Raw genomic sequence first — 23641 nt, forward strand, 5'->3', positions numbered from 1 at the left:
TAGAAATTCGGGGCCCGGTCAAAACTTCATCACCAACATGCCGATCAGTACCAGCCCACAGGCTAAGAGCCTTGGCCTGCCGAAAGGTTCTTTCAGGTACCGCATGCCGAACAGCACGACCAGGATCACGCTGATCTCGCGCAACGCTGCCGCTTCGGCAATCGATCCCAGTTGCATCGCCCACAGCACCAGAGCGTAGCTGAACAACACGCAGAACCCGACCGCCAGACCCAATCGCCACTGTTCTCGCCAGAACAGCATGAACGCCGGGCGCTTGCGCACCAACGCCAGCAACGGGAACGGCCAGGCGCTGAGCAGCGTGACCCAGACCAGATAATCCAGAGGGTGCGACCAGCGCCGCAGCGCCTGGCCATCGATGAAGGTGTAGCAGCCGATGCACAGGCCGATCAGCGCCACCACCGGCAACATCGACCACGGCAGACGCGCCCCGCCTCCGCCCTGCCAGAGCAGGCATAGCATGCCGAACGGGATCAGCAGGATTCCGAAGATCTGCTGGTTCGTCAGCACTTCCCCGGCGAAGATCAGCGTCAACGCCAGCACCACCAGCGGCGACAGCCCACGCATCAACGGATAGACCAACCCGAGGTCGCCGACCCGATAGGCCTGGATCAGCAGGTAGCGATAGAGCAGTTCGAACGCCGCCGATGCCAGGATCCATGGCCAGATTTCAATCGTCGGCAGCGCCACGAACGGCAGCATCAGGGCGACAAACAACATCGCGACGCTGTCCATGCAGGCCACCACCAGCAGCCGTTCGGCGCTGAACTTGATCAGGGTATTCCACGCCGCGTGCAACAGCGCCGCCACCAACACCAGAGCCGTCGCAAGCACGGCACACTCCTTTTGTTAACCGCCGCGCCTCCTGCAAGAAGCGCGTGGATAATTGATTCGCCATAGGTCAGCAGCTGTTTATACTGCAAGCGACCACGCCGCACTCAGTTGCGCACAGACTAATTCCAATAATTTCTGCCCCTGCCCGCTCTCTTCGAGAACGGTCATCGGCATGCGTATGCCTGATCAAAGCGTCAAGACTACCGACAGAGACCTTGCGCATGCCACTCGCCTTGCTTGCCCTCGCTGTTGCCGCGTTCGGCATCGGCACCACTGAATTCGTCATCATGGGCTTGCTGCCCGACGTCGCCCGCGACCTCGCCGTGAGCATTCCCCACGCTGGCCTGCTGATCACCGGCTACGCCCTGGGCGTGGTGTTCGGGGCGCCGATCCTCGCGATCGGTACCGCCAACATGCCGCGCAAAGCCACACTGCTGGGCATGACGCTGATGTTCATCCTCGGCAACGTGCTGTGCGCACTGGCGCCGAACTACGCCACGCTGATGGCCGCGCGCGTGGTCACCGCGCTGTGCCACGGTGCGTTCTTCGGCATCGGCTCGGTGGTCGCGGCCGGGCTGGTCGCACCGAACAAACGGGCGCAGGCCATTGCCATGATGTTCACCGGCCTGACGCTGGCCAACGTGCTCGGCGTGCCATTGGGCACCGCGCTCGGGCAATACGCCGGCTGGCGCTCGACGTTCTGGGCGGTCTCGGTGATCGGTGTGATTGCCGCGTTAGCGCAGTGGCTCTGGCTACCGAAGGACATCGCGATGGACAAGGCCAACCTCGCCAGCGAGTTCAAAGTGCTGGGCAAGGTCAATGTGCTGTTGGCGTTGGGCATGAGCGTACTGGCGTCGACCAGCCTGTTCAGCGTGTTCACCTACATCGCGCCGATCCTGCAGGACATCACCGGTGTCAGCCCCCACGGCGTGACGATCATGCTGCTGTTGTTTGGCGTCGGCCTGACGGCGGGCAGCATGCTCGGCGGACGTCTGGCGGACAGCCATTTGTTGCCTTCATTGGTGGGCATGGCGCTGGCCGTCGCGGTGGTATTGGCTGCGTTCAGCCAGACCAGTCATTCGGTGATTCCGGCGGCGATCACGCTGGTGCTGTGGGGGATTTTCGCGTTTGCCCTGTGCCCGATCCTGCAACTGCTGATCATCGATCAGGCGCATGAAGCACCGAACCTCGGTTCGACGCTGAACCAGAGCGCCTTCAATCTCGGCAACGCGGCCGGTGCGTGGATTGGCGGGCTGGTAGTTGCCAGCGGTGCGGATCTGGCGGACCTGCCGTGGACCGGCGCGCTGGTCAGTGGCCTGACGGTGATGACGGCGTTGTTCTACATCTATCTGCAACGTCGCGGTGCGACTGCGGTCAATGTGTCCGGCTGAATCATTGCGTCGCTGCTGACACCGCTATCGCGAGCAGGCTCGCTCCCACAGTGGATCTCCAGTGCACACAGATTCTGTGTACGACCGAATTCCATGTGGGAGCGGGCTTGCTCGCGAAGAAACAGACTCGCTGCAACTGTCTGAAACCCCATTTCTCACCCCCCATCCAAGGACCCCGGATGCTCGAGCTTGTCGCTGCCTTTATCTGCCTCACCACCCTCCTCACCTACGTAAATTTCCGCTTCATCGGCTTGCCTCCAACCATCGGAGTCATGGTCACGGCGCTGATGTTTTCCCTGCTGCTGCAAGGTCTGAGCTTTCTCGGCTACCCCGGCCTTGAAGAACGTATCCAGCAGTTGATCGGCCAGATCGATTTCGGCGATCTGCTGATGAACTGGATGCTGTCCTTCCTGCTGTTCGCTGGCGCCTTGCACGTCAACCTGAATGACCTGCGCAGTTATCGCTGGCCCATCGGACTGCTGGCGACTGTCGGCGTATTGATTGCAACAGCGGTGATCGGCAGCCTCGCCTATTACATTTTTGCCCTGTTCGGCTGGCACGTGAGCTTCCTCTATTGCCTGCTGTTCGGCGCGCTGATTTCCCCCACCGACCCGATTGCGGTCCTCGGCGTGCTGCGAACCGCCAATGCGTCCAAGCCTCTGAAAACCACCATCGTCGGCGAGTCGCTGTTCAACGACGGCACGGCCGTCGTGGTCTTCACCGTGCTGCTGGGCATCGCACAACTCGGTGAAACCCCGACCGTCGGCGCCACGGCGATGCTGTTTGCACACGAAGCGATTGGTGGCGTGCTGTTTGGCGGGCTGATCGGTTATCTGGTGTACCTGATGATCAAGAGCATCGAACAGCATCAGATCGAGGTCATGCTGACCCTGGCGCTGGTGATCGGCGGCTCGGCCATGGCGTCGGAGCTGCATGTATCCGCGCCGATCGCGATGGTCGTCGCCGGCCTGATCATCGGCAACCTGGGCCGCAACCTGGCGATGAACGACATGACCCGCAAGTACCTGGACGGTTTCTGGGAACTGCTCGACGACATGCTCAACGCCCTGCTGTTCGCCCTGATCGGCATGGAGTTGTTGCTGCTGCCGTTCAACTGGCTGCACGTGCTGGCCGCGAGTTTGCTGGCACTGGCGATTCTGCTTTCGCGCCTGCTGACAGTCGCACCGGCCATCCTGCTCCTGCGGCGCTGGCGCACAGTCCCGCGCGGGACGATCCGGATTCTGACTTGGGGTGGTCTGCGCGGTGGTGTTTCGGTCGCGCTGGCCTTGGCCCTGCCGCTGGGCCCGGAGCGAGACTTGCTGTTGAGCATCACCTACATCGTGGTGCTGTCGTCGATCCTGTTGCAGGGTCTGAGCATCGGCAAACTGGTCAAGCACGTGACTCGGGACGAGCCTGCGCCAGCGGCACAGGCCGAGCATCACTGATTATTTTTTGCTCTTCTGCGGATCGGGCGCCTGGCCCTGATCCGCCGTCTTCTTCGGCGGTCCGCTCTCACTGCGGATCTGCGCATGGCTGATCAGCGCGAAGATAAAGCTGCCGCCGATGATGTTCCCCGCCAGCGTCGGCCCGGCGAACACCAGCCAGAAATCCTTCCACGGCAACTCGCCGGCAAACACCAGGTACGAGACTTCGGCCGACCCCACCACGATGTGGGTGAAATCCCCGAGCGCCATCAGGTAGGTGATGAGGATGATGATCCACATCTTGGCGCTCTCCATGGACGGGATCATCCAGACCATGGTGGCAATCATCCAGCCCGAAACGATGCCTTTGGCGAACATCTGGCTGGCGTCGTTCTCCATGATCTTGCGGCCGATATCGAGAAAAGCCAGATCGGTCTTGCTGTCGAAAATCGGCAGATGCAACATCACGTAGGCCACCAGCAACGTGCCGCAGAGGTTGCCTACCAGCACCACCGACCACAGGCGTAGCAGCCGGCCGAAATTGTTCAGTGTGGGTTTGGTCATGATCGGCAGCACGGCCGTCAGGGTGTTCTCGGTGAACAGTTGCTGACGGGCCAGGATCACCGCGAGAAAGCCTGCGCAGTAACCGAAGCTGGCGATGACCTTGAAGCCTTCACCGTCCGGCAGTCGGGAATTGAGCAGACCCATGGCCATCAGCGACAGGCCCATGGTCAGGCCAGCGGCCAGGGCCGACCACCACAAAGCGGCGACACTGCGCTCGAGTTCCTGATCGCCCTGGGTGCGGATGATTTCGTGCAGCACCGCGGCGCGCGGTGGCTGGTTCTTGTCGACGTCGTGCTGTTCTTCCGGCGACAGGTTTGGGGTTTTGCCTTCTTTCTTGGCGTCCATAAAGCTCCGGAACCGGTGGTGTGTCATGTAGGTACGACACGCGGGGTTCGGAGCTGTTCACTGGTCCGCTGAATCATCGTTGAACCGTAGCCCGCCTTCGCGAGCAAGCCCGCTCCCACAGAGGATCTTCAGCGAACGCAATTCCGGTGAACGACTGAGATTAAATGTGGGAGCGGGCTTGCTCGCGAAGGGTGCGCCGCCGATATCACTCGCTGGCAATATCATCCTTGAACTGGTCTTTGACGTACTTGATCTCGGTCTGGCCGTGTGGCGCAGGCAAACCGTCTTCACCCAGATTGACGAAGACAATCTTGTCCACCGTCAGGATGCTTTTGCGAGTGATCTTGTTGCGCACTTCGCACTTCAGGGTGATCGAGGTGCGACCGAACTCGGTGGCGGTGATGCCCAGTTCGATGATGTCGCCCTGGCGCGAGGCGCTGACGAAGTTGATCTCGGAAATGTACTTGGTGACCACACGCTGATTGCCCAGCTGGACGATGGCGTAGATCGCCGCCTCTTCGTCGAGCCAGCGCAACAGGCTGCCGCCGAACAGCGTGCCGTTGGGGTTGAGGTCTTCGGGTTTTACCCATTTGCGGGTGTGGAAATTCATATTCACTCCTGAGCGTCTTGCCGAATGATGGGGGGCATCATGGCAGAGCCCGGCCTAGAGCTCTATTGGGCATCGACTATGGCCTCGATTACCGTTCGGACATTCATCAACAGAAACGCTTTGGAAGATAAGAATAGCCCGCTATAATCGCCACCGTTTCAAAACGGTAACGTTCACTTGCTACCGTTTTCCCGCCACCTGTCCGAGGGGCGCTGCAGCAGGTTCGACCTGTCAGGCTCGGATGGGGCGTTGACTGGCCATGATTGGCCGGACACTAAACGCACAACGGCGCCCATTCGCATACATTACGAATGGAGGCTCATCATGAGCGCTGTTATCACGCCTGCAGATTTTAACGATTACAAAGTGGCCGACATGTCCCTGGCTGCCTGGGGCCGTCGCGAAACCATCATCGCCGAATCCGAAATGCCTGCCCTGATGGGTCTGCGCCGCAAGTACGCCGGTGAGCAGCCGCTCAAAGGCGCAAAAATCCTCGGCTGCATCCACATGACCATTCAGACTGCCGTGCTGATCGAAACCCTGGTTGCCCTGGGTGCCGAAGTGCGTTGGTCGTCCTGCAACATTTTCTCGACTCAAGACCAGGCCGCTGCTGCTATCGCTGCTGCCGGTATCGCGGTTTATGCCTGGAAAGGCGAAACCGAAGAAGAGTACGAGTGGTGCCTGGAGCAAACCATCCTCAAAGATGGCGCGCCTTGGGATGCCAACATGATCCTCGACGACGGCGGCGACCTGACCGAGCTGCTGCACAAGAAATACCCGGCGATCCTGGACCGCGTCCACGGCGTCACCGAAGAAACCACCACTGGCGTTCACCGCCTGCTGGACATGCTGGCCAAGGGCGAGCTGAAAATCCCGGCCATCAACGTCAACGACTCGGTGACCAAGAGCAAGAACGACAACAAGTACGGCTGCCGTCACAGCCTGAACGATGCGATCAAGCGCGGTACCGACCACCTGTTGTCCGGCAAGCAAGCGCTGGTCATCGGTTACGGTGACGTGGGCAAGGGCTCCGCTCAGTCCCTGCGTCAGGAAGGCATGATCGTTAAGGTTTCCGAAGTCGACCCGATCTGCGCCATGCAAGCCTGCATGGACGGCTACGAGCTGGTTTCGCCGTTCATCGACGGTATCAACAACGGCACCGAAGCCAGCATCGACAAAGCCCTGCTGGGCAAGATCGACCTGATCGTGACCACCACCGGCAACGTCAATGTTTGCGACGCAAACATGCTCAAAGCCCTGAAGAAGCGCGCTGTTGTCTGCAACATCGGCCACTTCGACAACGAAATCGACACTGCTTTCATGCGCAAGAACTGGGCATGGGAAGAAGTGAAGCCACAGGTTCACAAGATCCACCGTACCGGTCCTGGCGCATTCGATGCCCAGAACGACGACTACCTGATCCTGCTGGCCGAAGGCCGTCTGGTTAACCTGGGTAACGCCACCGGTCACCCAAGCCGCATCATGGACGGTTCGTTCGCCAACCAGGTTCTGGCGCAGATCTTCCTGTTCGGCCAGAAGTACGCCGACCTGTCGCCAGCCCAGAAAGCCGAGCGCCTGACCGTTGAAGTACTGCCGAAGAAACTCGACGAAGAAGTGGCCCTGGAAATGGTCCGCGGTTTCGGCGGCGTTGTGACTCAACTGACCAAGACCCAGGCCGACTACATCGGCGTGACCGTCGAAGGCCCGTTCAAGCCGCACGCTTACCGCTACTGATCGACCTGCAGCCTGCTCTCCCTTGTGGGAGCGGGTCTGTGTGGCGAGGGAGCTTGCTCCCGCTCGACTGCGAAGCAGTCGCAAAGCTTTGGGGTCGCTGCGCGACCCAGCGGGAGCAAGCTCCCTCTCCACACAAACCCGCTCCCACACGGGATATGCAAGCCTCTGGCTTCCCGTTTTCAAGGGTATTCCCATGTCCCAAGACCGTCGCTACAGCTTCGAGTTCTTCCCTACGAAGACCGACGCTGGGCATGAAAAGCTACTCGCCACTGCCCGTCAGCTGGCCACGTACAACCCCGATTTCTTTTCCTGCACCTACGGCGCTGGCGGTTCGACCCGTGATCGCACGCTCAATACCGTGTTGCAGCTCGAAAGCGAAGTCAAAGTCCCGGCTGCACCGCATTTGTCCTGCGTTGGCGACAGCAAGGACGACCTGCGCGGCCTGCTGACTCAATACAAGGCAGCTGGCATCAAGCGTATCGTTGCCCTGCGCGGTGACCTGCCTTCGGGCATGGGCATGGCCAGCGGCGAATTGCGCCACGCCAACGACCTGGTTCAATTCATTCGTGAAGAAACCGGCGATCATTTCCACATCGAAGTCGCTGCTTATCCGGAGATGCATCCGCAAGCGCGCAATTTCGAAGACGATCTGAACAACTTCGTGCGCAAGGCCAACGCTGGCGCCGACAGTGCGATCACCCAGTACTTCTTCAACGCCGACAGCTACTTCTACTTCGTCGAGCGTGTGCGGGCGATGGGCGTGAACATCCCGATCGTGCCGGGGATCATGCCGATCACCAACTACAGCAAGCTCGCGCGCTTCTCCGACGCTTGCGGTGCGGAAATCCCGCGCTGGATCCGCAAGCAGCTGGAAGCCTACGGCGACGACACCCAGAGCATTCAAGGCTTTGGTGAGCAAGTCATCACCGAAATGTGCGATCGCCTGCTGCAAGGTGGCGCGCCGGGGCTGCACTTCTACACACTGAACCAGGCTGAAGCGAGCCTCGCGGTGTGGAACAACCTGAAGCTGCCTCGTTAAAAGCAAGATCAAGAGATCGCAGCCTCGTTTCACTCGACAGCTCCTACAAGGGAATACGTACTCTATAGGAGCTGTCGAGTGAAACGAGGCTGCGATCTTTTGCGTTTAACGCCCGAACCAGAGCTTCTGGATCCGGTTTCTGGCTCTTTATGATTTCTCGTCGTAATCTCAAGCCATGCCCCTGATCGCACAGTTATTCACCGTGTTTCTTTTCTCTTGCCTGAGCTTTGCCGCCCGGGGCGAGAAGCTGCGCATTGTCACCGAGCCGTGGGCGCCGTACGTCTATGAGCAAGACGGCAAATCCCTGGGCCTGGATTACGAAACCACGGCGATCGTGTTCAAACGTCTGGGGATTGAAGTGGACTGGCAGTTCCTGCCATGGAAACGCTGCCTGTCAATGCTTGAAACGGGTCAGGCGGATGGCGCGCTGGATATTTTTCACAGTGATGAACGCGACGCCACGTTGCTCTACCCCAGCGAACCGCTGTCAGATGTCGAGTTCGTGATGTTCTACGCCAACGAGCGCCCCCATCCCTTCCGCACCCTGGACGACCTGAAAGGCCTGACCGTCGGCACTTCGCCAGGCTACCTCTACAGCAAGGATTTCAGCGATTCGACCCTGTTCACCCGGGAGCCGGCGCCGACCCACGAAGCCAATTTCGGCAAACTGGTACGCGGGCGGATCGACCTGTTGATCACCGATCGCCGGGTCGGCCAGCATTTGCTCGACGAATTGGGCATCCGCGACAAGATCACTGAAAACCCGACAGTCATCAGCCATCAGAGCCAGTTTTTGGCGGTACGCCGTAATGCGGGCATGGATTTACTGGTGCAGCGTTTCGGTGCCGAGCTCAAGCGCTTCAAGCGCGAGCCCGCCTACGCTGAGCTGAGCGCCCGTTATGGCGCGGGGCCCGGCACCGGAGGGCAACCCACCGCCACCACCACCGCCACCGTAAAAACCGTTGAGCAGCAGGAAAGCGGCGCGCAGTGATTGCTCTGTTATACTCCGGCGTTCCCGCCAGGCTCACGCCCGGACGCTCGGACTTGTTCAAGGCATCTCGATCCGCTACAGCGCAGCTTTCCAGCCCGCGCGAGCGCTCCAGACGAGCTTTCAAGGCCCAGCAGGACCGGACGGGATTGCGTTCCTCTTAAACGCCATTCGCGCCAGGCAAGACTCCCATTGGGCCAAGCCCTAACTAAAACAGGATTACTCATGTCCTTTGCTTCCCTCGGTCTCTCCGAGGCTTTAGTCCGCGCCATCGAGGCAGCGGGCTATACCGAGCCTACTCCGGTGCAACAGCGGGCTATCCCCGCCGTGTTGCAAGGTCGCGACCTGATGGTCGCGGCACAGACAGGTACTGGTAAAACCGGCGGCTTCGCCCTTCCGATTCTGGAGCGGTTGTTCCCCAATGGTCACCCGGACAAATCCCAGCGTCACGGCCCGCGCCAACCGCGCGTACTGGTCCTGACCCCTACCCGCGAACTCGCGGCTCAAGTCCACGAGAGCTTCAAGGTCTATGCCCGTGACCTGAAGTTCGTCAGCGCCTGCATCTTCGGCGGCGTCGGCATGAACCCGCAGGTTCAGGCCATGTCCCGCGGTGTTGACGTGCTGGTGGCCTGCCCCGGCCGCCTGCTCGACCTCGCCGGTCAAGGCAGCGTCGATCTGTCCCACGTGGAAATCCTCGTGCTGGACGAAGCCGACCGCATGCTCGACATGGGCTTTGTCCATGACGTGAAGAAAGTCCTGGCTCGTCTGCCGAGCAAACGCCAGAACCTGCTGTTCTCGGCGACGTTCTCCAAAGACATCACCGACCTCGCCGGCAAACTGCTGCACAACCCGGAACGCATCGAAGTCACGCCGCCGAACACCACGGTCGAGCGCATCGAGCAACGCGTCTTCCGCCTGCCAGCCAACCACAAGCGTTCGCTGCTGGCGCACTTGATCACCGCTGGCGCCTGGGAACAGGTCCTGGTGTTCACCCGCACCAAGCACGGCGCCAACCGTCTGGCCGAGTACCTGGACAAACACGGCCTCAGCGCCGTCGCGATCCACGGTAACAAGAGCCAGAACGCCCGCACCAAAGCCCTGGCCGACTTCAAGGCCGGTGAAGTGCGCATCCTCGTCGCCACCGACATCGCCGCTCGCGGCCTCGACATCGACCAGTTGCCACACGTGGTCAACTTCGAACTGCCGAACGTCGACGAAGATTACGTTCACCGTATCGGCCGTACCGGCCGTGCCGGTCGTTCGGGCGAGGCGATCTCACTGGTCGCTCCGGACGAAGAAAAGCTGCTGAAAAGCATCGAGCGCATGACCAAGCAGAAGATTGCCGACGGCAACCTGATGGGCTTCGATTCCAGCGCTGTAGAAGCCGAGAAACCGGAAGTCCGTGAGCGTCCGGATGTGCGTAACCCGCGCAACCCACGTGGCCCGCGCGGCGACGGTCCGAACGGCACTGGCGGTGGCGGCGGTCGTAAAGACAAGGGCAAGGACAAGGGCGGCAAGGAAAAAGCGCCTGCCACTGGCCGAGGCGATCGCCCGGCCCGTGAACACAAGCCGCGCGAAGGTACCCCGGCTCGCGAACAACAGCGTCCAGCGCCACGTGCTGCTGCTGATCGTGCTCCGGACGAGTTCCTGGACGACGACATCGATAACTTCGGTAACCGCGTCGACTATGTGCCTCAAGCCAAACCGGCTCAGGGCCGTGGCCGCCGTCCGGGTGCTCCGGCACAAGGCACGGCAGCGGGCGCTGGTGCTCCACGCACTGGCGGCAAGCCTCAGGGTCGCCAAAGCGGTCCGCGCAGCAGCGACGGCGCCACCACCGGCACGCCACCGGCCAAGCGCAGTGGCCCACGCAACGGCGCTCCACGTGACGGCCAGGCCCGTCGCGAAGAGTCGCGCAACCGCCGTCCGGCCCGTGACGAACAGCCGCGTTCCGAACCTGCCGTGCAAAACCCGCGCGGCCCGGCTCCGAAGATCATTCACAAGGAGTCGAAAACCGATCGTTTCCCGACTCCAGAGCAACTTGATCAACTGCCAGGCCGTCCGCGTGGTGAGAAGCCAGCGTTGCTGACCCGCAACCGCTGATTTAGCACTGCAACGAAAATGCCCCGGATCGCGAGATCCGGGGCATTTTTGTTTTCTGAGGGTGAGCACAAATCCTCAACTCACTAATGAACCCCTTGTGGGAGCGGGCTTGCTCGCGAAGGCCGTGTCAGTCGACATCAATGTTGAATGACACACCGCATTCGCGAGCAAGCCCGCCCCCACAGGGGATCTGTGGTGTCCCTTTCCAATTGTGCCAGGCAATAAAAAACGCCCCCGACCATAAGGCCGGGGGCGTTTTTGTGTCAGCGCGAAAATTACTTCGCTTTCACACCTTCAAACGAAACGTACAGCTCGACCGCGTCGGACGCTGGGCCCAGGTCTTTCTGCTTGCCGAAATCGGAACGCTTGATGCTGGTAGTACCTTCGAAGCCGGCACGGTAGCCGCCCCATGGATCCTTGCCTTCGCCCAGGAAAGTAGCCTTGACCACCACTGGTTTGGTCACGCCAAGGATGGTCAGGTCGCCGGTCACGTCGGCAGTGTCTTTGCCAGCGGCGTTTTTACCGGTGGATTTGACGCTGGTGGAGACGAACTTGGCTTTGGAGCCGTTCAGGAAGTCTTTGCTGGCGATGTGCTTGTCGCGCTCGGCATGGTTGGTGAACACGCTGGCGGTGTTCACGTTGAACTCGATCTTGCTGTCTTCAGGCTTGGCAGCGTCGAAGCTGAACGTGCCGTCGATGTCCTTGAAGGTACCGGTGATGTAGCTGTAGCCCAGGTGGCTGATCTTGAAGTCAACGAAGGCGTGCTGGCCTTCCTTGTCGACGACGTAGTCAGCCGCCATCACATTGGCGGACAACAGAGCAGAACCGATTGCCAGAGCAGCGAGTGTTTTTTTCAACATGCTTTCTATTCCTTTGGAGTCGAGGTTGAACTTCAGGCTTTGCGACCCAGCATTCGAGTGAGGGTCGAATCACGATCGATAAAGTGGTGCTTCAATGCTGCCAACGCATGGAGACCGGAAAAAATTACCAGCGCCCACGCCAGATACAGATGAATCACACCGGCGGTGTCTGCCTGGTCCGGTAGTCCGGAAACCAGCGCAGGAACTTCAAACAGGCCAAACACCGAAATCCCGACACCGTCTGCGGTGGAAATCAGGTATCCGGCAATCATCACAGCAAACAGACTGAGGTACAGGAACGAATGACCGAACTTGGCGCCAAGACGCGTCATGCGGCTATACGTTTCCAGTGTCGGCGGTGGCGGGCTGACAACGCGCCACAACACCCGAAGGACCATGACGGCCAACAACACCAGGCCAATGCTCTTGTGCAATTCCGGCGCGTCTTTGCGCCAGGTGCTGTAGTAGTCGAGACCGACCATCCACAAGCCCAACGCAAACAAACCAACGACCGCCAGCGCCACGCCCCAATGCATGAAGATGCTGACCCAACCGTAGCGGGAAGAAGAGTTACGTAGCTGCATTGCCCAAATCCTGTGAGAACTGCGACCAAGACTATCGACTTATCTATCGAATTAAAGCGGAAAATTTTGCTTTGAAATATCGAGAAATACGATCAAGAGTCTGAAATAGATCAGTTAAGGAAAGATTAAAGACCAATGTGTGAGAAAAAATGAAGGCAACCAAGGAACACCTGCGCCACAGGATTTATTCGATTCTTGTGATTGGTTTCCTTCAGGCATAAAAAAACGCGGCATTTCTACCGCGTTTCTTTGAGTGCCAAAAGCTTACTGGGCTTTGGTTTCCGTTGCCGGGGTTGTAGAAGTTTTTGCCGCTGGTTTCTTCGCGGTTTCAGCCTTCTTCGCCGGGGCTTTGGCCGGAGCCTTTTTGGCTTCGGTCTTGGCAGCAGGCTTTTTCACCGGGGCTTTCTTGGCCGGCTCGGCTTTCGCTGGAACCACTGGCTTAGGCGCTTCAACCGGTGCAGGTGCTGGAGTCGGCGCTGGAGCCGGTGTCGGAGCGACTGGAGCCACTGGCTCTGGCGCCTTGACCGGTGCCGGCTTGTCATCCGAACCACCGAACAGGTTGGTGAAGAAGTTACCTTTCTTCGCCGCCACCGCACCCGTCGCTACAGCGGTCGCTGCCGGCACAACCTTCGCAGGCTCAAACGATTTGCCCGCCGCCAGGTCTTCAACCTGACTGGCCGCGCGCTGACCGGTGCGCAATGCGCCTTCCAGTGTGCCCGGGTACAAGGTGTCGGTGTGCTCGCCAGCGAACGCTACGCGCTGCAGCGGACGTTCCCACAAGCGCCAGTACTTGCTGATCTGGCCCGGGCCGAAGGCCAGGTAAGCGCCGCCCATCGACGGGTCGGTGCTGTAGCGGCGGATTTCATAACCGGTGAACGAACCGCGCGCCTGTGGATAAAACGCGTGCAGACGGATCAGCACCTGGTCGACCATCTGCTTGTCGCCGAACGCCTGCATGACACGCGCGTTGTCGCCGGACAGGTTGATCACCACATTGGCGCCGCCCTTCAGCGCCGGCTCGACCCACAACATGCCCAGGCCGGTGTTGCTGTAGATCTCGCCGGACATGCGCGCCTTGCTTTCCCATACCGGCGTCTTGAACTTCAGCATGATCTGGTCACGCCAGCCGTAGTTGGTGCCTTTGATGGCGCCCAGGTGCTGGGCATCCAGCGCCGGGATCATCTGGATCTTGTTCAGGGCGCGCAACGGCACGGCCACCACCACGTAGTCAGCCTGATAGCCGACGCTGCCGACTTTGACGGTCACGCCGTCCTTGTCCTGGTTGATGGACGACACCGGGGAACTGGTCTTGATGGTTTTCAGCTGTTTGACGAAAGCCTGGGCCAACACCGGGCTGCCGCCGAGCAGGCGCGAAGCGCGCAGGTCACGGTCGGAGACGCCACGGTAAACACGGCTTTGCTGTGCGAAATACAGCAGCGACAGGCGCGAAGGTTCGTCGTAACGGGTACGAATCTGCTGGTTCACCAACTGACGTGCCGTGGCTGGCAAGGTCAGACGGTCAAGCCAGTTGGAGACGTTGATCTGATCCAGAGCGTGCAGCGTACTGTTGGCCGCCGGGTTCTGCGGATCCTCGATCGAACGCGCCAGATCATCCACGGTCTTTTCGTAGCGCTTGAGCGCTTCGGCGGTGGCCGGCTCCTTGGTGGCCAGATCGGCAGCGGTGTAATACACGCCATCGATCAGGTAGCTCGGGACACGCACGAATTCAGGGGCTGGCGTGGTGCTCAGCTTGAAGGTCGAGACGTATTTGTTCAGCACCGGCTGGGTCTTGTCGTTGCCGATCCACTCGCTGGTGGCCATGCCGGAGCGACCGCCCAGGCTCGGCTTGGCTTCCAGCAGGGTCACCTGCCAGCCTTTGTTCTGCAGTTCGTAAGCCGCCGTCAGGCCCGAGAGCCCGCCGCCGATCACGATCGCCGTTTTATCCTTGGCCAGCGCAGACACGCTGAACAGCCCCAACATCACCAGCGCACAGGCGCGCAGCCAACCAGCAGACATTCAGCGAACTCCGGAAATACACGAGAAAATAGCGGTTTCACGAGTCAGACGACTCAAAGAACCGCGAAGAATACGTTAGCCATCAAAAGGCCGCCAGCGACGTCTATCGACCTATACAAAGTAGCTCAATCGACACAATGGGTTGTCCCCGTGCGATGCATTGCATAGGCTTGCGCGATTGTTTGCCCGCGAAACCAGCGAGCCGCCTCGAGGAGACTGAACATGGGCCTGAATAACCAGTGGATGCAACGCGATCTCGCGGTGTTGTGGCATCCCTGCACCCAGATGAAAGACCACGAACAGCTGCCGCTGATCCCGATCAAGCGCGGTGAAGGCGTGTGGCTGGAAGACTTCGAAGGCAAACGCTACCTCGACGCCGTCAGCTCCTGGTGGGTCAACGTTTTTGGCCACGCCAACCCGCGCATCAACCAGCGCATCAAGGACCAGGTTGATCAGCTGGAGCACGTGATCCTCGCCGGGTTCAGCCATCAACCGGTGATCGAGTTGTCCGAGCGTCTGGTGAAGATGACGCCGGAAGGCCTGACCCGGTGCTTCTACGCCGACAACGGTTCGTCCTGCATCGAAGTCGCGCTGAAGATGAGCTTTCACTACTGGCTCAACCGCGGCCAGCCGAACAAGAAACGCTTTGTCACCCTGACCAACAGCTACCACGGCGAAACCATGGCGGCGATGTCGGTGGGCGACGTGCCGCTGTTCACCGAAACCTACAAGGCGCTGCTGCTGGACACCATCAAGGTGCCGAGCCCCGATTGCTACCTGCGCCCGGAAGGCATGAGCTGGGAAGAACACTCGCGCAACATGTTCGCCGCCATGGAACAGACGCTGGCCGAGAATCACGACACCGTCGCGGCAGTGATCGTCGAACCGTTGATCCAGGGCGCCGGCGGCATGCGCATGTACCACCCGGTGTACCTCAAATTGCTACGCGAAGCCTGCGACCGCTACGGCGTGCATCTGATTCACGACGAAATCGCCGTCGGCTTCGGCCGCACCGGGACCATGTTTGCCTGTGAGCAGGCCGGCATCCGCCCGGACTTCCTCTGCCTGTCCAAGGCCCTGACTGGCGGTTACCTGCCGCTGGCGGCGTGCGTGACCACCGAAGATGTCTACAGCGCTTTCTACGACGACTACCCGACCCTGCGCGCCTTCCTGCATTCGCACAGCTACACCGGCAACCCGCTGGCGTGCGCGGCGGCGTTGGCGACGCTGGATATCTTCGAAGAAGACAACGTCATCGAGAACAACAAGGCATTGGCTCAGCGCATGGCCTCTGCCACTGCGCACCTGGTCGATCATCCGAACGTTTCGGAAGTGCGCCAGACGGGCATGGTGCTGGCCATCGAGATGGTCAAGGACAAGGCGACGAAAGAAGCCTATCCGTGGCAGGAACGTCGCGGTTTGAAGGTGTTCCAGCATGCGCTGGAGCGTGGTGCTTTACTTCGTCCGTTGGGCAGCGTGGTGTACTTCCTGCCGCCGTACGTGATTACGCCGGAGCAAATCGATTTCCTGGCGGAAGTGGCCAGCGAAGGCATCGACATCGCGACCCGTGACAGCGTCAGCGTGTCGGTACCGAAAGACTTCCACCCCGGCTTCCGCGATCCGGGCTAAAGACCCATGCAGTTCCCCTGTTGTGAGGGGATTTATTGTGGTGAGGGGATTTATACCCGTTGGGCTGCGAAGCGGCCCCAAAAATGGGACTGCTGCGCAGTCCAACGGGGATAAATCCCCTCGTCACAAATAGTCAGCAGCCACAAAAGCAACTCCGATCCAATTTTTCGAGACCCAGCATGAGACTGTCCCGCTTCTTTATCGACGCCCCCTTGAGCACCGGCGAACACGAGTTGCCCGAGGCCCAGGCCCATTACATCAGCCGTGTGCTGCGCATGGCCGAGGGTGATGCGCTGCAACTGTTCGACGGCTCGGGCCATGAGTTTCGTGCCACGCTGGTGGAGGTCGGCAAGAAGCGCGTTGTCGTGCAGATCGATGAAAGCTTCGCCGGGCAGGTCGAGTCGCCGTTGCAGATCCATCTCGGCCAGGGCTTGTCCCGTGGCGAGCGCATGGATTGGGCGATTCAGAAAGCCACCGAGTTGGGCGTCACCGAAATCACGCCGATCTTCAGCGACCGATGTGAAGTCCGGCTGAAGGATGAGCGCGCCGACAAACGCCTGATGCACTGGCGCCAAGTGGCAATCAGCGCGTGCGAGCAATGCGGGCGTTCACGGGTGCCGGTGATTCATCCACCGCTGTTGTTGGCGGACTGGTTGAAGCAGAGCGAGGCTGAGTTGAAGTTGGTGCTGCATCCGGTGGCTGAGCCGTTGGTGAGTCATGCGAAACCGGCAACCTTGGCGTTTTTGATTGGCCCGGAAGGCGGGTTGTCCGACGCTGAAGTCGAGCAGGCCAAGGCTGACGGTTTTCACGCCGCCCGCCTCGGCCCTCGCGTATTGCGCACCGAAACCGCGCCCGTCGTTGCATTGGCGGTAGCGCAACAACTGTGGGGCGACTTCTAGAGCCCCGTGGCGAGGGGATTTATCCCCTCGCCACGGGTCTACAAGACATAAAACAGCATCTGATCGTTCAGAAACTACTGCACCGGATCACTCACCGGCTTGGCGATGATTGCCTTCAACTCGCTGGTCATCGGGAATTCCAGGTTCAAGCCTTTGGGCGGTATCGGCTGCTGGAACCAGCGGTTGTAGATGCTGTTGATTTCCCCTGAGCTGTACAGGTCGGCCAGCGTGGCGTTGACCAGTGCCAGGAACTGCGGATCATCTTTGCGCACCATGCAGCTGTAGATTTCTCGCGACTGCTCCTCGCCCACCACCACCCACTTATGCGGATCGCGGGCCTTGGCGCGCTCACCGTAGAGCAACGCGTCGTCCATATAGAACGCCGCCGCCCGACCCGACTGCAGCATCTGGAACGCTTCGCCATGGTCCTTGGCGCTGATCACGAACATGTCGATCTTGTGATCGACGTTGTAGCTCTTCAGAAACCGTTCATTCGTGGTGCCGGCGGTGGTCACGACGTTCTTGCCGCGCAAGTCGGCGAAACTCTTGATGCCGCTGTCCTTCGCCGTGAGCAACTGCCCCTTCACGTAGATGAACCCGTAGGAAAACGCCACTTGCTGCATACGCTCTGCGGTCACGCCGGTGGAGCCGCACTCAAGGTCGACGGTGCCGTTCTGCACCAGCGGAATGCGCGTTTGCGAGGTCACCAGGTTGTACTTCACCTGCAAATCCGGCAGTTCAAGCTTTTGCTTGATGCGCTCGACAATCTTGCTCGCCAGGTCCACCGAATAGCCCATCGGCTGCCCCGTGTGATCACCCACGTAGGAGAACGGCACCGAGGCATCGCGATAGCCCAGCGTGATGCTCTTGGCATTGGCGACCTTGTTCAGCGTGCCGGTCAGCGGCGCTTCGTTTGCCTGGACCTGGCTGGCGAGCAGCAGGCCGAGGGTGCAGCCGATCAACGTGATTTTTTGCATTGTTATTCTCCGTTGTGGGTCAAGCGATTAGCGGCGGGCGGCGATTACGGTGATTTCCACCAGCACCTCTGGACGAGCCAGTTGCGCCTGTAACGTGGTGCGGGTCGGCGCATTGCCCGGTGACAGCCACTGCGTCCAGACCTCGTTCATGGCGGCGAAATCGCGGCCAATGTCATTCAGGTAAATGGTCGCGTTAAGCAGATGATCCTTGTCGCTGCCAGCCTCGGCCAGCAACGCATCGATCTTCGCCAGCACCTCGGCGGTTTGGCCGGTGACGTCGGGGCTGTCACCCGGCACCTGTCCCGAGAGAAACACCAGATCGCCAAAGGTCACCGCGCCAGAGAGTCGGCTGTTGCTGTTGATACGGTTGATGCTCATCGGTTTTTCCTTTTCAAGTCAGGCGACGCGGGGTGCGAGGCCGTGCATTTCAATTGAAGGTGCGCGCCGGGCGATCAACTCGCTGAGCAACCGGGCGCTGCCACACGCCAGGGTAAAACCCAGGGCACCATGGCCGAGGTTGAGCCAAAGATTGCGGTACGCCGTGGCGCCAATCAACGGCACGCCGCTGGGGGTGGCCGGGCGCATGCCGGCCCACTCGATGGCGGCGTCGTAATCGCCGGCCTTGGGCAAGGTTTCCTGCGCCTGGCGCTTGATCAGCGCCAGCCGTCTGGGGTCGAGCGCCGGGTCGAAGCCGACAATGTCGACCATCGCCGCCACGCGCAGTTGTTCACCAATGCGGGCGTAAACAATCTTGCGGTTGTAATCGGTGATGCTCAGGTCCGGCGCACGATGCTCGGCGCGGATCGGCAAAGTCAGGCTGTAACCCTTGAGCGGGTACAGCGGCAAGTTCATGCCCGGCAGCGCCAGCGCCGGACTGCGATGTCCGGCGGCAATCACCAATTGCTCGACCGGCAGCACCTGCGACCCCATTTCTATGGCCTGCACCGCGCCGGCTGCGTGGCGAATGCCGGTGACCTTGTGGCCGAGCAAAAACTCGCAACGCCCCGACGCCTTGAGCCGAGCCAGCAGTTGCTGACAGAAAGCATGGCAATCGGCGACTTCTTCGTCAGGGGTATAAATCGCACCCACAAACGGCGCCTCGGCGAGTGCAGGCTCCAACTGTGCACACTCAGCCCGGGACAACACTTGTTGCTGTTGCGGATCGGCCAAACCCTGGCGAGCATGTTCGAAACTTGCCGCTTCACGAAACGTCACCAGTTTGCCATTGCGCCGCCAGTCGAACCCGTCGAGGCGATCTTCGTCGCGCCAGCCTTGCAGCGTGGACTGGCTCAACAGCGCCAGACGCAACAGGTGCGCGCCGTTGCGCTGATTCACCGAACGACGGCAGGCCGCCAGGAAGGACGCCATCCAGCGCCATTGCGCCGGGTCCAGGCGCGGACGCAGCTTCAGCGGCGAGTCACCGCGCAACATCCAGCCAAGTGCCTGCAACGGAACGCCGGCATCGGCCAGTGGCGCGACGTAACGGTAGGACAACTGGCCGCCGTTGGCGAAACTGGTCTCGCTGCCCAACGAATCCCGGGCCTCGACCAGCGTCACGTCGACGCCCTCGCGCACCAGTGCGTAAGCCGTCGTCAGGCCAATGACGCCACCACCGATGATGCAAACCCGCTGAGCCATGTCTGTCCTTAACCGTTGTTGAAACAGGCTTCAGGTTAGGACCAGGTGACAGACCTTGAACAATGCATAAAGATGCCTGACCCATAAACAAAGGTTATGGACTGCCATGCGACTGCGACACATCGAGATTTTCCAGGCCATCCGCCAGACCGGTTCAGTCAGTGGCGCTGCCCAGTTGCTGCACGTGTCGCAGCCGGCGGTGAGCAAAGTGCTGCAACACGCCGAACAGCAACTGGGCTTCCCGTTATTCCTGCGGGTGCGCGGGAAATTGCAGGCCACGCCCGAAGCGCTGGAGCTTGAGCGCGAAGTCGACAAGGTCACCGAAAGCCTGCAAGGCGTGCGACGTCTGGCCCAGAGCCTGCGTCGCGAGCCGGGTCACAGCGTTCGGATCGGCGCGATCCCGGCGCTGGCCCTGTCGCTGCTGCCACCGGCCATCAACGAGTGGACGCAACGCTACCCGGACATTGTCTGCGAGCTGTCCAGTGCCCACAGCCGTGAGCTGATGCAGAACTTGCTGATGCGTGAAGTGGATGTCGCGCTGACCTTGCAACCGCCAGATCACCCGGGCCTGAAGGCACAGGTCTTGGCCTGCGGGGTTTTGGTGGCGCTGGCGCCGTTGGGTTATTGGACCGATGACGCCTTGAGCCAACCGTTGCCGTTGATCGAACTGGCCGGTGCGCCGCTGATTGGCCTGTCCAGCGCTGACCCACTGGCGGCCAGGCTCGACAGCTACCTTGAGGCGGTCGATCCGCCGCCGCGGGTACGCATCGCGGTGCAAACCTATTCACTGGCGCGGGCGATGGTTGAATCCGGCGCCGGGCTGGCGGTGATCGATCCGTTTACCGCGCTCGGCGCATCCCCCGCCACCACGGCGATTCGACCGCTGGCGCCCGCGTTACCGATCACCTTGTATGCAGTCACCCGCGCCGACGAACCGCCGCCCCACACCTTGAGCGACTTGTTGCAGGTGTTCAGCCGACGGGCGCAGGCGCAACTGGATCGCTTGATCCCTTAGAGACCTCAAAGGACATAAAACAAAATCGCGACAAAGTGCAGCACACTCCCCGCGATCACGAACAAATGCCAAATCCCGTGCGCATGCCGCAGCCGATGATCCAGCGCAAAAAAGACAATCCCCACGGTGTACAACACCCCGCCCGACGCCAGCCAGGCAAAACCGGTACTGCCCAGCGCCGCGAGCAATGGCTTGACCGCCACCAGCACAATCCAGCCCATCACCGCGTAAATCACGATCGACAAAACCCGCGCTTCCGACCGCGGCTTGATCTCTTGCAGGATGCCGATCAGCGCCAGCCCCCAGACAATCCCGAACAACGTCCAGCCCCACGGCCCGCGCAGGGTCACCAGGCAGAACGGCGTGTAGCTGCCGGCAATCAGCAGGTAGATCGAAAAGTGATCGACCTTCTGCATGATCGTTTTCTTACGCCCGCGCACGCTGTGGTAAACGGTCGACGCGCTGTAAAGCACCATCAAGGTAAACCCGTAAATCGCCACGCTGACGATCTTCCATGGGCTGCCGTCCATGCTGGCAATCACCAGCATCCACACCACCCCGACCGTCGCCGCCACCGCCCCGACCAGATGCGTCCAGGCGTTCAATCTTTCCCCGTGATACATGTATTGCTTCCCTCAAAATTCGCTACAACAGTGCGCAAGGCTCAGGCCTTGAGATTAAAAGCGCAATGTTTCAGATCACAATTCCCCTCATACGTGCACAATCGAGCCATTCGACCAAGAGTCCACGCCATGCTGATCGACGAAGAGTTGACCCTGAAAAAACTCGAGGTGTTCCTCGCCTTCATGCGCACCGGCAACCTGGCCCGGGCCGCCGCCGAGTTGCAGACCAGCAACGTCAGCGTGCACCGTGCCATTCACTCCCTGGAAAGCGCTTTGCGCTGCCCGTTGTTCAAGCACGAAGGCCGCAACCTGACACCGCTGGAAAGCGCTTATGTGCTGGAAGAGCGGGCGCAGAAGCTGATTCAGGACGTGGTCGAAACCGTGCGCCTGACCCGCGAAGCGGCGGGGTTTTCGGCTGAACGCTTCAAGCTTGGCTCGTTGTATTCGCTGACGGTGAAGACCGTGCCGCAGCTGATCATGGGCCTGAAGATCCGCCGCAGCGAGCTCAACATCGACCTGATCCTCGGCTCGAATTTCGACCTGCTGTACAAGCTCAAGAACATGGAAGTCGACGCGATCCTGGTGTCCCTGGACGACAGCGTCAACGACCCGGACTGCGAGCAGATACCGCTGTTTTCCGATGACATCTTCCTGGCCACACCGGCGGATTCGAAATTTGCCCAACGGGCGGAAGTGGACCTGGCCGAAGTGCGCGACGAAACCTTCATCACGCTCACTCAGGGGTTTGCCACGCACCAAGACGGCAATCGGGTGTTCAAGCAGGCGGGGTTCGAGCCGAAGGTCGCGATGCAGGTCAACGACATCTTCACCCTGCTGAGCATGGTCAGTTCAGGGGTGGGTTATGCGTTGCTGCCGGGGCGGATTGCGGCGGTGTATGAGAACCGGGTGAAGCTGATCCCGTTGCAGGAAAAGTATCGGTTGCAGCAGCACATCGGCGTGGTGTTTTTGAAGGCCAAGGAGCGTGATCCGAATCTGCTGGCGTTGCTGGCGGAGTGTCGGATGTATGCCAACCGCAATGCTTGAAAGCGCGGCGCCTGCATCGCGGGCACGCCACGCTCCCACAGGGGAATGCATTCCGATGTGGGAGCGTGACTTGCCCGCGAATACATCAGCCCATTAATCCGCGCATGATCAGAAACAGCAACGAAGGCCCGAGTAAACAGCCTAATGCCGTGTAGAACGCGGCGGTCAGGCAACCATAAGGCACCAGTTTCGGATCCGTGGCGGCCAACCCGCCCGCCACACCGCTGGATGTCCCCATCAAGCCCCCGAAGATCACCGCACTGCGCGGGTTGTTCAGACCAATCATTGGCGCCACGAACGGCGTCATGACCATCACCAGAATGGCTTTGATCAACCCTGCCGCAATCGACAGCGCCATGACCTCGGAACTGGCACCGATGGCTGCCCCGGTCACCGGACCGACGATATACGTCACGGCCCCGGCGCCAATGGTGGTCAGGCTTACCGCATCGGTGTATCCGAAGGCCATGGCCACCGCGACACCGGCGATGAACGAGGTTCCGACGCCGACGAACAACGCCAGTACTCCGACAAAACCTGCACGTTTGAGCTCATCGACACTGACACCGAACGCCGTCGCCACAATGGCGAAATCGCGCAACATGGCACCGCCCAGCAGGCCGATCCCGGACAGCAACGGGATGTCCACCACGCCTTTCTGGCCACCGGTCAACGCACCACCGACATACGACAGCAACAGGCCGAGCAAAATGGCGATGGCCGAGCCGTGCAAGCGGCCTTTAGTGAACGTATTGGAAATCCAGTAGGACACCCACATGGTCACGCCGACAATCAGAAAGCCGCTGATCAGGCCGTAACCGGTAATTACCTTCATCATCGATTCGTACATGGCGATCACCCTACCGTCTTCGGAGGAATGACCGAGGCGGGTTCCTTGTTGCCGATGCGTACCAGCACCGGCACCAAGGCAAAGGCGATAACCACCGCTGCCGTCCCCGCCAGAATCGCCATCGGCCCGCCCTTGAGTGCGCCATAGACGTTTTGTTGCGCCGCCATGGCGACGACGATCGGGATATAAATTGCGCTCCAGAACTCCACGCCCTGCTCTGTCTTGCCTTTGAACCAACCACTTTTATTCAGGTAACTGCCGAGGCCGATCAACAGCAGCATCGCAATACCTACACCGCCAACGTTGGCCGGTACGCCAATCAGCTTGCCAAGCAGTTCACCGACAAAAATACCCACCAGGGTACAAAAGGCGAGAAACGCCACACCATAAATAATCATTGTTGTTGTCCTCAAAGTGCATCGTCGAATGTTGTTTTTGTTGTTCGAAGGCTTGAGTCGG

General features: G+C 60.4%; 22 protein-coding genes and 1 riboswitch. Of the genes, 10 read left to right on the forward strand and 12 right to left on the reverse strand.

The window, feature by feature from the left end; genetic code table 11:
* Nucleotides 1-18: 18 nt before the first annotated feature.
* Entirely contained in the window at nt 19-852 is an 834-nt protein-coding gene (locus tag DJ564_RS30430) for an EamA family transporter (RefSeq protein ID WP_109635523.1), read from the reverse strand.
* Between the two features lie 221 nt (nt 853-1073).
* On the opposite strand from DJ564_RS30430, the gene DJ564_RS30435 reads away from it, so the two are divergent.
* Together DJ564_RS30435 and DJ564_RS30440 are read left to right on the forward strand one after the other, a co-directional pair.
* Nucleotides 1074-2243, forward strand: a complete 1170-nt coding sequence (locus DJ564_RS30435; RefSeq protein WP_109635525.1) for an MFS transporter — start codon at nt 1074-1076, stop codon at nt 2241-2243.
* Nucleotides 2244-2422: 179 nt separating this feature from the next.
* Entirely contained in the window at nt 2423-3688 is a 1266-nt protein-coding gene (locus DJ564_RS30440) for a sodium:proton antiporter (RefSeq protein ID WP_109635526.1), read from the forward strand.
* Here DJ564_RS30440 and DJ564_RS30445 read toward each other — a convergent pair whose 3' ends face one another.
* Nucleotides 3689-4576 carry a formate/nitrite transporter family protein gene (locus DJ564_RS30445; protein ID WP_109635528.1) on the reverse strand — a complete coding sequence of 296 codons (888 nt, stop codon included), beginning with the start codon at nt 4574-4576 and terminating at the stop codon, nt 3689-3691. It abuts the gene before it with no gap.
* Between the two features lie 205 nt (nt 4577-4781).
* Entirely contained in the window at nt 4782-5186 is a 405-nt protein-coding gene (locus DJ564_RS30450) for an acyl-CoA thioesterase (protein WP_109635529.1), read from the reverse strand.
* 198 nt (nt 5187-5384) lie between these two features.
* Nucleotides 5385-5487: riboswitch (S-adenosyl-L-homocysteine riboswitch) on the forward strand.
* 23 nt (nt 5488-5510) lie between these two features.
* Here DJ564_RS30450 and ahcY point away from each other — a divergent pair.
* From ahcY to DJ564_RS30475, 4 genes are all read left to right on the forward strand, one after another.
* Nucleotides 5511-6920, forward strand: coding sequence for an adenosylhomocysteinase (gene ahcY / locus DJ564_RS30455; RefSeq protein ID WP_077747242.1), 1410 nt, complete (start codon nt 5511-5513; stop codon nt 6918-6920).
* 193 nt (nt 6921-7113) lie between these two features.
* Nucleotides 7114-7959 carry a methylenetetrahydrofolate reductase [NAD(P)H] gene (metF, locus tag DJ564_RS30465; protein ID WP_109635533.1) on the forward strand — a complete coding sequence of 282 codons (846 nt, stop codon included), beginning with the start codon at nt 7114-7116 and terminating at the stop codon, nt 7957-7959.
* Nucleotides 7960-8134: 175 nt separating this feature from the next.
* Nucleotides 8135-8950: an ABC transporter substrate-binding protein gene (locus tag DJ564_RS30470; protein WP_109635534.1), complete on the forward strand. Its 816-nt coding sequence runs from the start codon at nt 8135-8137 to the stop codon at nt 8948-8950.
* Nucleotides 8951-9172: 222 nt separating this feature from the next.
* On the forward strand, nt 9173-11047 hold the full coding sequence (locus DJ564_RS30475) for a DEAD/DEAH box helicase (protein WP_109635536.1): 1875 nt from the start codon (nt 9173-9175) through the stop codon (nt 11045-11047).
* A 275-nt stretch (nt 11048-11322) separates the two neighbouring features.
* Here DJ564_RS30475 and DJ564_RS30480 read toward each other — a convergent pair whose 3' ends face one another.
* The 3 genes from DJ564_RS30480 to DJ564_RS30490 all read right to left on the reverse strand — a co-directional run bounded on the left by DJ564_RS30480 (nt 11323) and on the right by DJ564_RS30490 (nt 14507).
* Nucleotides 11323-11907, reverse strand: coding sequence for a YceI family protein (locus DJ564_RS30480; protein ID WP_109635537.1), 585 nt, complete (start codon nt 11905-11907; stop codon nt 11323-11325).
* Nucleotides 11908-11939: 32 nt separating this feature from the next.
* Complete coding sequence (locus tag DJ564_RS30485) at nt 11940-12491, reverse strand: cytochrome b (protein WP_109635539.1); 552 nt, start codon at nt 12489-12491, stop codon at nt 11940-11942.
* A gap of 264 nt (nt 12492-12755) precedes the next feature.
* Complete coding sequence (locus DJ564_RS30490; RefSeq protein ID WP_109635541.1) at nt 12756-14507, reverse strand: flavin monoamine oxidase family protein; 1752 nt, start codon at nt 14505-14507, stop codon at nt 12756-12758.
* Nucleotides 14508-14729: 222 nt separating this feature from the next.
* Between DJ564_RS30490 and DJ564_RS30495 the strand changes: the two genes are divergently transcribed.
* The gene (locus DJ564_RS30495; RefSeq protein ID WP_109635542.1) at nt 14730-16136 is read left to right on the forward strand and encodes an adenosylmethionine--8-amino-7-oxononanoate transaminase; all 1407 of its coding nucleotides are present in this window, start codon (nt 14730-14732) and stop codon (nt 16134-16136) included.
* A gap of 179 nt (nt 16137-16315) precedes the next feature.
* Nucleotides 16316-17035: a 16S rRNA (uracil(1498)-N(3))-methyltransferase gene (locus DJ564_RS30500; RefSeq protein ID WP_109635544.1), complete on the forward strand. Its 720-nt coding sequence runs from the start codon at nt 16316-16318 to the stop codon at nt 17033-17035.
* Between the two features lie 74 nt (nt 17036-17109).
* Here the strand turns inward: DJ564_RS30500 and DJ564_RS30505 are convergent, their stop codons facing one another.
* The 3 genes from DJ564_RS30505 to DJ564_RS30515 are packed head-to-tail and all read right to left on the reverse strand — an operon-like array spanning nt 17110 to nt 19650.
* Nucleotides 17110-18012, reverse strand: coding sequence for a transporter substrate-binding domain-containing protein (locus DJ564_RS30505; RefSeq protein WP_109635545.1), 903 nt, complete (start codon nt 18010-18012; stop codon nt 17110-17112).
* A gap of 27 nt (nt 18013-18039) precedes the next feature.
* Nucleotides 18040-18390, reverse strand: coding sequence for a RidA family protein (locus DJ564_RS30510; protein ID WP_109635547.1), 351 nt, complete (start codon nt 18388-18390; stop codon nt 18040-18042).
* An 18-nt stretch (nt 18391-18408) separates the two neighbouring features.
* Nucleotides 18409-19650: a D-amino acid dehydrogenase gene (locus DJ564_RS30515; protein ID WP_109635548.1), complete on the reverse strand. Its 1242-nt coding sequence runs from the start codon at nt 19648-19650 to the stop codon at nt 18409-18411.
* Nucleotides 19651-19756: 106 nt separating this feature from the next.
* Here DJ564_RS30515 and DJ564_RS30520 point away from each other — a divergent pair, with 106 nt between their 5' ends.
* Complete coding sequence (locus DJ564_RS30520) at nt 19757-20665, forward strand: LysR family transcriptional regulator (protein ID WP_109635550.1); 909 nt, start codon at nt 19757-19759, stop codon at nt 20663-20665.
* Nucleotides 20666-20670: 5 nt separating this feature from the next.
* On the opposite strand, the gene DJ564_RS30525 is transcribed toward DJ564_RS30520, so the two are convergent.
* On the reverse strand, nt 20671-21288 hold the full coding sequence (locus tag DJ564_RS30525) for a hemolysin III family protein (protein ID WP_109635552.1): 618 nt from the start codon (nt 21286-21288) through the stop codon (nt 20671-20673).
* Between the two features lie 129 nt (nt 21289-21417).
* Here DJ564_RS30525 and DJ564_RS30530 point away from each other — a divergent pair, with 129 nt between their 5' ends.
* Entirely contained in the window at nt 21418-22332 is a 915-nt protein-coding gene (locus tag DJ564_RS30530) for a LysR substrate-binding domain-containing protein (protein WP_109635553.1), read from the forward strand.
* Nucleotides 22333-22417: 85 nt separating this feature from the next.
* On the opposite strand, the gene madM is transcribed toward DJ564_RS30530, so the two are convergent.
* Both madM and madL read right to left on the reverse strand, forming a co-directional pair.
* Entirely contained in the window at nt 22418-23182 is a 765-nt protein-coding gene (madM, locus tag DJ564_RS30535; RefSeq protein WP_010466889.1) for a malonate transporter subunit MadM, read from the reverse strand.
* A gap of 5 nt (nt 23183-23187) precedes the next feature.
* The gene (gene madL / locus DJ564_RS30540; protein WP_010466888.1) at nt 23188-23580 is read right to left on the reverse strand and encodes a malonate transporter subunit MadL; all 393 of its coding nucleotides are present in this window, start codon (nt 23578-23580) and stop codon (nt 23188-23190) included.
* Between the last annotated feature and the right edge of the window lie 61 nt (nt 23581-23641).

Source organism: Pseudomonas sp. 31-12 (genome assembly GCF_003151075.1).
Taxonomy (GTDB): domain Bacteria; phylum Pseudomonadota; class Gammaproteobacteria; order Pseudomonadales; family Pseudomonadaceae; genus Aquipseudomonas.

Excerpts from the sequence above, each read along its gene's own strand:
- DJ564_RS30475 (WP_109635536.1), top strand. The coding sequence starts at position 9,173 with ATGTCCTTTGCTTCCCTCGGTCTCTCCGAGGCTTTAGTCCGCGCCATC.
- DJ564_RS30505 (WP_109635545.1), bottom strand. The coding sequence starts at position 18,012 with ATGCAAAAAATCACGTTGATCGGCTGCACCCTCGGCCTGCTGCTCGCC.
- DJ564_RS30525 (WP_109635552.1), bottom strand. The coding sequence starts at position 21,288 with ATGTATCACGGGGAAAGATTGAACGCCTGGACGCATCTGGTCGGGGCG.
- DJ564_RS30470 (WP_109635534.1), top strand. The coding sequence starts at position 8,135 with ATGCCCCTGATCGCACAGTTATTCACCGTGTTTCTTTTCTCTTGCCTG.
- DJ564_RS30510 (WP_109635547.1), bottom strand. The coding sequence starts at position 18,390 with ATGAGCATCAACCGTATCAACAGCAACAGCCGACTCTCTGGCGCGGTG.
- DJ564_RS30515 (WP_109635548.1), bottom strand. The coding sequence starts at position 19,650 with ATGGCTCAGCGGGTTTGCATCATCGGTGGTGGCGTCATTGGCCTGACG.
- DJ564_RS30490 (WP_109635541.1), bottom strand. The coding sequence starts at position 14,507 with ATGTCTGCTGGTTGGCTGCGCGCCTGTGCGCTGGTGATGTTGGGGCTG.
- DJ564_RS30450 (WP_109635529.1), bottom strand. The coding sequence starts at position 5,186 with ATGAATTTCCACACCCGCAAATGGGTAAAACCCGAAGACCTCAACCCC.
- DJ564_RS30520 (WP_109635550.1), top strand. The coding sequence starts at position 19,757 with ATGCGACTGCGACACATCGAGATTTTCCAGGCCATCCGCCAGACCGGT.
- DJ564_RS30495 (WP_109635542.1), top strand. The coding sequence starts at position 14,730 with ATGGGCCTGAATAACCAGTGGATGCAACGCGATCTCGCGGTGTTGTGG.
- DJ564_RS30445 (WP_109635528.1), bottom strand. The coding sequence starts at position 4,576 with ATGGACGCCAAGAAAGAAGGCAAAACCCCAAACCTGTCGCCGGAAGAA.
- DJ564_RS30435 (WP_109635525.1), top strand. The coding sequence starts at position 1,074 with ATGCCACTCGCCTTGCTTGCCCTCGCTGTTGCCGCGTTCGGCATCGGC.
- DJ564_RS30500 (WP_109635544.1), top strand. The coding sequence starts at position 16,316 with ATGAGACTGTCCCGCTTCTTTATCGACGCCCCCTTGAGCACCGGCGAA.
- DJ564_RS30440 (WP_109635526.1), top strand. The coding sequence starts at position 2,423 with ATGCTCGAGCTTGTCGCTGCCTTTATCTGCCTCACCACCCTCCTCACC.
- DJ564_RS30530 (WP_109635553.1), top strand. The coding sequence starts at position 21,418 with ATGCTGATCGACGAAGAGTTGACCCTGAAAAAACTCGAGGTGTTCCTC.
- madL (WP_010466888.1), bottom strand. The coding sequence starts at position 23,580 with ATGATTATTTATGGTGTGGCGTTTCTCGCCTTTTGTACCCTGGTGGGT.
- metF (WP_109635533.1), top strand. The coding sequence starts at position 7,114 with ATGTCCCAAGACCGTCGCTACAGCTTCGAGTTCTTCCCTACGAAGACC.
- madM (WP_010466889.1), bottom strand. The coding sequence starts at position 23,182 with ATGTACGAATCGATGATGAAGGTAATTACCGGTTACGGCCTGATCAGC.
- DJ564_RS30480 (WP_109635537.1), bottom strand. The coding sequence starts at position 11,907 with ATGTTGAAAAAAACACTCGCTGCTCTGGCAATCGGTTCTGCTCTGTTG.
- ahcY (WP_077747242.1), top strand. The coding sequence starts at position 5,511 with ATGAGCGCTGTTATCACGCCTGCAGATTTTAACGATTACAAAGTGGCC.
- DJ564_RS30485 (WP_109635539.1), bottom strand. The coding sequence starts at position 12,491 with ATGCAGCTACGTAACTCTTCTTCCCGCTACGGTTGGGTCAGCATCTTC.